We start from the raw sequence: 4,854 nt of genomic DNA, 5'->3' as shown, positions 1-4,854 counted from the left end.
GTTCTTTTAACTTACAATTGTTAAACTATTAGTCAATCTTTGAAATCTAAACAAGTGATCGATTGAGCCAGTCTATTATTTTATAATTTATAATAGATTAGACAAACTAATAAATAAAACTAAAAGTTTTTTTGATTAAAAACTTCATAATAAAATCCTATCAAATAAATTTTGCTAGGTAATTAATATGGAGAGTTTGATCCTGGCTCAGAGTGAACGCTGGCGGCGTGCCTAATACATGCAAGTCGAACGGACAAGTAAGAGCTTGCTCTTATGAGTTAGTGGCGCACGGGTGAGTAATGTATAGCTAATCTGCCCTACACTAGAGGACAACAGTTGGAAACGGCTGCTAATACTCTATACTCCTGTCTTACATAAGTTAGATAGGGAAAGTTTTTCGGTGTAGGATGAGGCTATATTGTATCAGCTAGTTGGTGAGGTAATGGCTCACCAAGGCTATGACGCATAACTGGTCTGAGAGGATGATCAGTCACACTGGAACTGAGACACGGTCCAGACTCCTACGGGAGGCAGCAGTAGGGAATATTGCTCAATGGGGGAAACCCTGAAGCAGCAACGCCGCGTGGAGGATGACACTTTTCGGAGCGTAAACTCCTTTTGTTAGGGAAGAATAATGACGGTACCTAACGAATAAGCACCGGCTAACTCCGTGCCAGCAGCCGCGGTAATACGGAGGGTGCAAGCGTTACTCGGAATCACTGGGCGTAAAGGACGCGTAGGCGGATTATCAAGTCTCTTGTGAAATCCTATGGCTTAACCATAGAACTGCTTGGGAAACTGGTAATCTAGAGTGAGGGAGAGGCAGATGGAATTGGTGGTGTAGGGGTAAAATCCGTAGAGATCACCAGGAATACCCATTGCGAAGGCGATCTGCTGGAACTCAACTGACGCTAATGCGTGAAAGCGTGGGGAGCAAACAGGATTAGATACCCTGGTAGTCCACGCCCTAAACGATGTATACTAGTTGTTGCTAAGCTAGTCTTGGCAGTAATGCACCTAACGGATTAAGTATACCGCCTGGGGAGTACGGTCGCAAGATTAAAACTCAAAGGAATAGACGGGGACCCGCACAAGCGGTGGAGCATGTGGTTTAATTCGAAGATACGCGAAGAACCTTACCCGGACTTGATATCTAACAAATCATCTAGAGATAGAAGAGTGTCTGCTTGCAGAAATGTTAAGACAGGTGCTGCACGGCTGTCGTCAGCTCGTGTCGTGAGATGTTGGGTTAAGTCCCGCAACGAGCGCAACCCACGTCATTAGTTGCTAACAGTTCGGCTGAGCACTCTAATGAGACTGCCTTCGTAAGGAGGAGGAAGGTGTGGACGACGTCAAGTCATCATGGCCCTTATGTCCGGGGCGACACACGTGCTACAATGGCATATACAATGAGAAGCAATATCGCGAGATGGAGCAAATCTATAAAATATGTCCCAGTTCGGATTGGAGTCTGCAACTCGACTCCATGAAGCCGGAATCGCTAGTAATCGTAGATCAGCCATGCTACGGTGAATACGTTCCCGGGTCTTGTACTCACCGCCCGTCACACCATGGGAGTTGATTTCACTCGAAGCCGGAATACTAAATTAGTTACCGTCCACAGTGGAATCAGCGACTGGGGTGAAGTCGTAACAAGGTAACCGTAGGAGAACCTGCGGTTGGATCACCTCCTTTCTAGAGTACATATAGATATTCTCTCACAAGATATCTATAAGAAAGATATTCTCAATCATCCTTGTTTAGTTTTGAAAGATTGATAGACCTATAGGGGCCTATAGCTCAGCTGGTTAGAGTGCACCCCTGATAAGGGTGAGGTCACAAGTTCAAGTCTTGTTAGGCCCACCAGAGAATTTAATTGGGGAATTAGCTCAGCTGGGAGAGCGCCTGCTTTGCACGCAGGAGGTCAGCGGTTCGATCCCGCTATTCTCCACCATAAAATAGTTTAACTATATTAAGTCTAATTAGAGAGCTTAAAAAATTTAAACTTTCTAATTAGACTTTTGTCTAAATGTTCTTTTAATTAATATTGTTAATAGTCACAAGCAAGTTTTAAAAACAATTTTACAGGACTTGTTAAAGATTTAAATTTCTATTCTCTTTGCATTTAATGCAAAAGTTTGACATCACAATCTATTTAGGATTTAAAACTTATCTAAATAGTAGTCAATGCTTTCCGTCTTGAGAGCTAGAATTTAAATACAGTAACATAAAGTTATCTTTAACAAGGAAGTGATGCGAATTAGAATAATCTAATATAGAAAAGGTAAGCTACAAAGAGCAAGTGGTGGATGCCTTGGCTAGTAGAGGCGATGAAAGACGTGCCAGGCTGCGATAAGTCTCGGGGAGCCGTCAAGGGGCTTTGATCCGGGAATTTCTGAATGGGGCAACCCAGTTAAGTGCGAGCTTAACTACCTAATATGGAGCGAACGAGGGGAATTGAAACATCTTAGTACCCTCAGGAAAAGAAATCAAAAGAGATTACGCTAGTAGCGGCGAGCGAACGCGTAAGAGGGCAAACCACTAGTTTACTAGTGGGGTTGTAGGACTGCAATATAGACTAAACTTAGCTAATAGAATAATCTGGAAAGATTAAGCATAGAGGGTGATACTCCCGTATATGAAAGCTTTGTTTTACTTAGCAGTATCCTGAGTAGGGCGGAACACGTGATATTCTGTCTGAAGCTGGGTAGACCACTATCCAACCCTAAATACTACTACTAGACCGATAGTGCACAAGTACCGTGAGGGAAAGGTGAAAAGAACTGAGGTGATCAGAGTGAAATAGAACCTGAAACCATTTGCTTACAATCATTCAGAGCCCTATGATTTATCAGGGTGATGGACTGCCTTTTGCATAATGAGCCTGCGAGTTGTGATGTCTGGCAAGGTTAAGGAAACCCGGAGCCGTAGCGAAAGCGAGTCTTAATAGGGCGTTTAGTCAGACGTTGCAGACCCGAAACGATGTGATCTATCCATGAGCAGGTTGAAACCGGTGTAAGAGCCGGTGGAGGACCGAACCCGCTAGCGTTGAAAAGCTATGGGATGACTTGTGGATAGGGGTGAAAGGCCAATCAAACATCGTGATAGCTGGTTCTCTCCGAAATATATTTAGGTATAGCGTCATGTAGTAATACTAGGGGGTAGAGCACTGAATGGGCTAGGGCATACACCAATGTACCAAACCCTATCAAACTCCGAATACCTAGTGTGTAATCATGGCAGTCAGGCGGCGAGTGATAAAATCCGTCGTCGAGAGGGGAACAACCCAGACTAACAGCTAAGGTCCCTAAATCTCATTTAAGTGGAAAACGATGTGGAGTTACTTAAACAACCAGGAGGTTGGCTTAGAAGCAGCCATCCTTTAAAGAAAGCGTAATAGCTCACTGGTCTAGTGATTCTGCGCGGAAAATATAACGGGGCTAAAATGAGTACCGAAGCTTTAGACTTAGTTTTACTAAGTGGTAGGAGAGCGTTGTATTTGCGTTGAAGGTATACCGGTAAGGAGTGCTGGAGCGAATACAAGTGAGCATGCAGGCATGAGTAGCGATAATTGGGGTGAGAATCCCCAACGCCGTAAACCCAAGGTTTCCTACGCGATGCTCGTCATCGTAGGGTTAGCCGGGTCCTAAGCAAAGTCCGAAAGGGGTATGCGATGGAAAATTGGTTAATATTCCAATGCCAACTATAATGTGCGATGGAAGGACGCTTAGAGTTAAGCAAGCTAGCGAATGGTAGTGCTAGTCGAAAGGTGTAGGTTAAGATCCAGGCAAATCCGGATCTTTTTAAGCCGAGACCCCACAGGCGTTTGAAGTTCTTCGGAATGGATAGCGAATTGCCGATACTGTCGAGCCAAGAAAAGTTTCTAAGTTTAGTTATAGTTGCCCGTACCGTAAACCGACACAGGTGGGTGGGATGAGTATTCTAAGGCGCGTGGAAGAACTCTCTTCAAGGAACTCTGCAAAATAGCACCGTATCTTCGGTATAAGGTGTGCCTAACTTTGTGAAGGATTTACTCCGTAAGCATTGAAGGTTACAACAAAGAGTCCCTCCCGACTGTTTACCAAAAACACAGCACTCTGCTAACTCGTAAGAGGATGTATAGGGTGTGACGCCTGCCCGGTGCTCGAAGGTTAATTGATGACGTTAGCTCTGCGAAGCGTTTGATCGAAGCCCGAGTAAACGGCGGCCGTAACTATAACGGTCCTAAGGTAGCGAAATTCCTTGTCGATTAAATATCGACCTGCATGAATGGCGTAACGAGATGGGAGCTGTCTCGAAGAGGGATCCAGTGAAATTGTAGTGGAGGTGAAAATTCCTCCTACCCGCGGCAAGACGGAAAGACCCCGTGGACCTTTACTACAGCTTGACACTGCTATTGGGATAAAAATGTGCAGGATAGGTGGGAGGCTTTGATCCATAGACGCCAGTTTATGGTGAGCCATTGTTGAGATACCACTCTTTTTTATTCTGATAGCTAACTAGCTTGAGTTATCCTCAAGTAGGACAATGTCTGGTGGGTAGTTTGACTGGGGCGGTCGCCTCCCAAAATGTAACGGAGGCTTACAAAGGTTGGCTCAGAACGGTTGGAAATCGTTCGCAGAGTATAAAGGCAAAAGCCAGCTTAACTGCGAGACATACACGTCAAGCAGGGACGAAAGTCGGTCTTAGTGATCCGGTGGTTCTGTGTGGAAGGGCCATCGCTCAAAGGATAAAAGGTACCCCGGGGATAACAGGCTGATCTCCCCCAAGAGCTCACATCGACGGGGAGGTTTGGCACCTCGATGTCGGCTCATCGCATCCTGGGGCTGGAGCAGGTCCCAAGGGTATGGCTGT

2 tRNA genes and 2 rRNA genes (1 of these 4 cut by a window edge) are annotated in these 4,854 nt (G+C 45.2%); all 4 read left to right on the top strand.

Annotation, left to right across the window (positions count from 1 at the left end):
* Nucleotides 1-184 precede the first annotated feature (184 nt).
* Nucleotides 185-1,695, top strand: a 16S ribosomal RNA gene (locus tag CVT05_RS09225).
* A 94-nt stretch (nt 1,696-1,789) separates the two neighbouring features.
* Nucleotides 1,790-1,866 (top strand) — tRNA-Ile (locus tag CVT05_RS09220).
* Nucleotides 1,867-1,878: 12 nt separating this feature from the next.
* A tRNA-Ala gene (locus CVT05_RS09215) sits at nt 1,879-1,954 on the top strand.
* 328 nt (nt 1,955-2,282) lie between these two features.
* Nucleotides 2,283-4,854 (top strand): 23S ribosomal RNA (locus tag CVT05_RS09210); it runs 332 nt beyond the window's last position.
* Together the 16S and 23S rRNA genes with 2 tRNA genes alongside form the textbook arrangement of a ribosomal RNA operon.

Source organism: Campylobacter concisus (assembly GCF_003049705.1).
Taxonomy (GTDB): Bacteria; Campylobacterota; Campylobacteria; order Campylobacterales; family Campylobacteraceae; genus Campylobacter_A; species Campylobacter_A concisus_AR.
The sequence above is the reverse complement of the archived record's forward strand: the minus strand, read 5'-3'. Positions and strand labels throughout refer to the sequence as shown.